Origin of the sequence: Mesorhizobium sp. M1E.F.Ca.ET.063.01.1.1, assembly GCF_003998155.1 — a bacterium.
In the GTDB taxonomy this organism is placed as follows: domain Bacteria; phylum Pseudomonadota; class Alphaproteobacteria; order Rhizobiales; family Rhizobiaceae; genus Mesorhizobium.
This window is the reverse complement of record NZ_RZSC01000847.1, coordinates 1-2,366: the sequence shown is the minus strand read 5'-3', so window position 1 is coordinate 2,366 and position 2,366 is coordinate 1. Positions and strand designations below refer to the sequence as shown.

Below are 2,366 nucleotides of genomic sequence, written 5' to 3'. Positions count from 1 at the left end.
GCTTGAAAGAGGTGTCTCGATGAAATTCCTTCGCGCCGCGGCCGCAGGCTTGCTGGCTGCTTGTGCCGGCCAGCCAGCATCGGCCGCCACCGGAAATGTGCTGTTCAACGGCACCATCACCGCCACCTGCACGATCACGATCAACTCCAACGGCACAATGACCGTCAGCAGCGATCTTCAGTCGCTGAGCTCCCACAATGCCGGCGGTTCGGCCGGCAGCGCCCAGGTCGACACCACGGGCGGCGTCACGCTCAGCGTCGACCCGGTCACGTCCACCACCGTGCCGGCTAGCGACGTTACCGCTACCACCTGGACTCCGACCTTCGCCACCACCGGCGCGCAGACGATTTCGGAAACGGGCACCGCGACCGCGCTGACGGCGCCCGGCACGTCGACGGTTGCCGTCAACCTTGCCGGCACCAAGAGCGGCTCGAACCGCTTCTCCGCCGGCAACTACCAGGCAACCGTTACACTGCGCTGCGAATAGCCCTCTCGCGAAAGGAGCGGCCTTTGAGAACGATTGGAATACTGGCGGCACTGGCCGCCGTGCTGTCCCCCATTGCGGCGACGAGCCAGTCGATGACACCGATGCGGGGCGAGGTGAGATCCTTCACGGATGCCTTCGCGGTGCGCGTCTTCCCCGGCAATCCGTACGACCAGCGCATTCGCGTCGAGGTCCATGTCTATGACCAGGATTTCCAGCCGGTCGATGCCAAGGTCACGCCCAGCGCCTTCCTTCTGGCGGGCCAGGCGTCGCGTCCGGTTCTGGTGGTCGTGCCCTTCGACGGCGCGACCGAGCGTAAAGTGCGTATCTGTACCGAGAGTATCCCCTTTCCAAGCGAGCAGACGCAGATAAGGGCGCAGATATGCGGAAAGTTCTTCGGACATCGCAGGTCCTGACCCTCTCCCTGCTGCCCGCCTTGGCGGTCGTGAGCGAGGGGTTTGCCGAGGATATCCTGAACCTGAACCAGAACCAGACGGGTTTCACCTTGCCAGGTGTCAGCCTGCCCCAGGGCCAGGACGAGGTCCATGCCAGCGACGGCACGACCTGCCGCTCAGCCGTTTCCGGCAGCGGCGCCTATCTGGACCTCGGCGTCATCCGAGGCAACAACAACAGCCAGTCGAACAGCGACGTCGCCACATACGGCCGTGTGGTGATCCCGATCGGCCGCACGCCGAAGCGCGTCGATTGCAGCCGCCTTTACGAGCTCGAGGTCGAGCGCCTGCAGCTTGAATTGAAGCTTCTCAAGATGGGCGTAGGCGCCGACGGCCAGACGGGGAGCGTGGCTGCTCCCGCTCCCGCGACCGCCTCCGCTGCCGCATCGACTGGGTGGGCCAATGAAGGCTGGAGTATCAGAGGCACAAACGGCAATGAGAAGAAAAAGCGGAAGAAATAGCCGCGCGCTTCTTGCGATGGCGGTACTTGCCTGCTTCGGGCCACCGGCTCAGGCGGCGATCATCGGCACCTGCACGATCGTGATCGGCGTCTCGGGAACGATGAAATCGAACCCCTCCATCAACATCTTCGGTTCCAAGCAGGCGGGCGGGTCGAGCGCCGGCGCCACCATCACCGCGAGTGCGACGCTGTGCTCGATCCTAAACCTGCTCGACTGTTATTCCGTGTCGGCGCCAGCGCCGATCGCCTTCACCTCCGCGCCAAGCGGCGGCGATACCAACGTCGCTTTTGACACCGTCTTCCGCCTTGATGGCTCAGGCGTGGACATCCCAGGCAGTTCGCCGCAGCGAGTGACCAACGGCACTCACACCATCCAGGTCGATCTCACGGCCACGAAATCGTCCGGCATCTTCCCGGCTGGCAACTATCAAGGCACGGTCACGGTGCGCTGCGAATGATGCTGTGGGCCACGCCACATGTGCAACCGACATGATCTGGCAACCGGCGATCTTTGCGGCTAGCCTCCAACGCAATCAATTGTGTAAAAGCAAAGACTTGGAGCGGCTCGGCCTTCGTTCGAACGCCGCACCGCTTCGGCAGGAGGCGTTTCTTGATCATCATTGTCGGCTCGATCAACCTCGACCTGATCGCCAATGTCGACCGCTTGCCGGAACCTGGCGAAACGGTCCGTGGCTCCGGCTTCGCCACCGCTCCCGGCGGCAAGGGCGCCAACCAGGCGCTGGCGGCCGCCCGCGCCGGCGCCAAGGTGCGCATGGTGGGCGCCGTCGGCAGGGATAGCTTTGCCGCCGAAGCGCTTGCCTTGCTGAAAGCCGGCAATGTCGATCTCTCCGGCGTCGGTGAGAGCTTCGCCTCGACCGGCACGGCGCTGATCCTGGTCGGCGCCGACGGCGAGAACGTGATCGCAGTCGTGCCGGGCGCTAATGACGCAGTGCTGCCGGCGGACGTCGCC

5 protein-coding genes are annotated in these 2,366 nt (G+C 64.5%); all 5 read left to right on the top strand.

Going from position 1 to position 2,366, the window contains the following annotated elements; genetic code table 11:
* Positions 1–19 precede the first annotated feature (19 nt).
* Positions 20–487, top strand: coding sequence for a hypothetical protein (locus tag EOA29_RS33250; RefSeq protein WP_126091951.1), 468 nt, complete (start codon positions 20–22; stop codon positions 485–487).
* Positions 488–510: 23 nt separating this feature from the next.
* A complete protein-coding gene (locus EOA29_RS33245) occupies positions 511–900 on the top strand; it encodes a hypothetical protein (RefSeq protein WP_126091950.1) in 390 nt (129 codons plus the stop codon).
* Positions 867–1,397, top strand: a complete 531-nt coding sequence (locus EOA29_RS33240; RefSeq protein ID WP_126091949.1) for a hypothetical protein — start codon at positions 867–869, stop codon at positions 1,395–1,397. Before EOA29_RS33245 ends, EOA29_RS33240 begins: the two co-directional genes overlap by 34 nt.
* The gene (locus EOA29_RS33235) at positions 1,372–1,854 is read left to right on the top strand and encodes a hypothetical protein (protein ID WP_189479072.1); all 483 of its coding nucleotides are present in this window, start codon (positions 1,372–1,374) and stop codon (positions 1,852–1,854) included. Before EOA29_RS33240 ends, EOA29_RS33235 begins: the two co-directional genes overlap by 26 nt.
* Before the next feature lie 152 nt (positions 1,855–2,006).
* The coding region (locus EOA29_RS33230; RefSeq protein WP_245468663.1) for a PfkB family carbohydrate kinase at positions 2,007–2,366 on the top strand (360 nt) is incomplete at its 3' end.

What these genes read in the sequence shown, in the direction of transcription:
- EOA29_RS33240 (WP_126091949.1), top strand. Translation starts at nt 867, where the DNA reads ATGCGGAAAGTTCTTCGGACATCGCAGGTCCTGACCCTCTCCCTGCTG.
- EOA29_RS33235 (WP_189479072.1), top strand. Translation starts at nt 1,372, where the DNA reads ATGAGAAGAAAAAGCGGAAGAAATAGCCGCGCGCTTCTTGCGATGGCG.
- EOA29_RS33250 (WP_126091951.1), top strand. Translation starts at nt 20, where the DNA reads ATGAAATTCCTTCGCGCCGCGGCCGCAGGCTTGCTGGCTGCTTGTGCC.